Genomic DNA, 1,587 nt, shown 5'->3' with positions numbered 1-1,587 from the left:
TGGCTTGATTGGTTCTTTACTCTTTTGGGTCATTTCTGTCTGTACTCAGCCCTGACAGAGTCGGTTTTGGACGATACATTTGACCCTCCAGATGGGTTTTTGACAGGTTTGGATGCACTTTTCCTGCTATTGATACTGAATGGGTTGAAAATAGGTGGTGTTTTATTGGTCGCAGGTGAGCTAAGTTACAAGCGGGCTATAGTCCTTCTGGGTGTAGAGTTTTAAAACCTCTTGCCTTCCGGTTTTGATCCACTTGGCCGCTACGGTGATAAAACGAAAGATGAATTTCTTGATCCTGAAATTTGATTGTAGCCAATCGAGTTTCTCAGCGAACTTGGATAATATAAAGCGATATAGGTTGGCATATAGGGCGGTGAGAATCATAAAGGCGGTGTTTTCACCTAAAAAGGAGCAGGGCAGTTTAGCCCATCCAAAGTCGTTATTCATACAGTCAAAGGTTTTTTCAGCTTTTCCTCGCCCATTATAAAAGGCGACCACCTGTTCATCGTCCCAGGCTTGGTCATTGGTCAATATCGCTCGATAGGTGTAGGCTTGACCGCTGAAAATATCGGATTGTTTGTCCTTTCGCTTGATACGGCTAACCACTAAACGATAGGATGTTTTGCCATCAAAAGGACGGTAATCGGCTATTTGTGCCACTTCCATTTCCTGAATGCCCAGGCGTACTTTTTTCCAGTCTTCAGCGGTAATAGTGCCGATTTGCTGCTCCATGTTTGCTGAACGCATTGCCCTGATGTAGAATAGTTCGCTTTCTTCACTCACCAGTTCTACCACATCTTGCTGATAAGAAGCCGAATCAGCACGGAAGCGCCTCACAGATATTCGCTGCTTTGCGAGTAGCTCCAAGGCCCTGCCTAAAGTTTGCTTCTGTTGGTACTTCGCCTGACTGTTGCCGTTGCGCCCCTCTATATAGACGATGTGCTCCCCAATACTGGCCACTCCGGGCTGATAACCTTCGCACTGTTTGTAGGTTCTTTTCGCATCGTACTTCTCGGTGGCTATGACCTGATTGTCATAATCCAGGGTGTAGCCTTCTTTGCTGTTGAGCTGACCGGTATGCTTGAGGGTCTTGAGTAAAAGCGCATTAACAGGGAAGTTGATGTTGAATTGGTGCGCTACGCCTGTGGGGCTAATCAAAGAGTCAACAGGAGTAGATAATTCTTTGATGCCTCGTAAAATAGTATCCGAGCTACATACGCACATTCCCTTGACTTGCTGCAAGTGAGATCGCAGGTGATCATTGATATCCTCGGCGCAATCACCTCCGGTGAAATAAATAGCTAGTTGGTTGAGCAATATCTGGGAGTAATCAAAACCTGTATAAAGTACTCGCTTGCCCAGGTGTTGATCAATTAAGCGTGGAATACCTTCTTTCTCCAAAAGGTCAATACAAAAATTGAACCCACCAAAAGGGTTGACTTTTGACTCAGAGGTAGTAATTTTCATCTTCACTTAGTTGTTTTTCAATCACTCAAATAAGTGAAACCTTGAGGAGTTAAAAAAGGCTTTGATTCAATTTATCAGGCCTTTTTGGCTCTTCTTCATAATCAACCTGCGGATTTTAGG

At 44.4% G+C, this 1,587-nt stretch carries 2 protein-coding genes; one reads left to right on the top strand and one right to left on the bottom strand.

Going from position 1 to position 1,587, the window contains the following annotated elements:
* Window positions 1-225, top strand: a 225-nt coding sequence (locus tag RIG68_RS24780; protein ID WP_350128787.1) for a hypothetical protein, incomplete at its 5' end; no start/stop codon positions are given.
* On the opposite strand, the gene RIG68_RS24775 is transcribed toward RIG68_RS24780, so the two are convergent.
* Window positions 181-1,467, bottom strand: coding sequence for an IS1380 family transposase (locus RIG68_RS24775; protein WP_350128784.1), 1,287 nt, complete (start codon window positions 1,465-1,467; stop codon window positions 181-183). The genes RIG68_RS24780 and RIG68_RS24775 overlap by 45 nt on opposite strands.
* Between the last annotated feature and the right edge of the window lie 120 nt (window positions 1,468-1,587).

Origin of the sequence: Imperialibacter sp. (assembly GCF_040222385.1) — a bacterium.
GTDB lineage: Bacteria > Bacteroidota > Bacteroidia > Cytophagales > Cyclobacteriaceae > Imperialibacter.
Note: the sequence above shows the minus strand (reverse complement) of the source record. Positions and strands in the feature narration are given on the sequence as shown.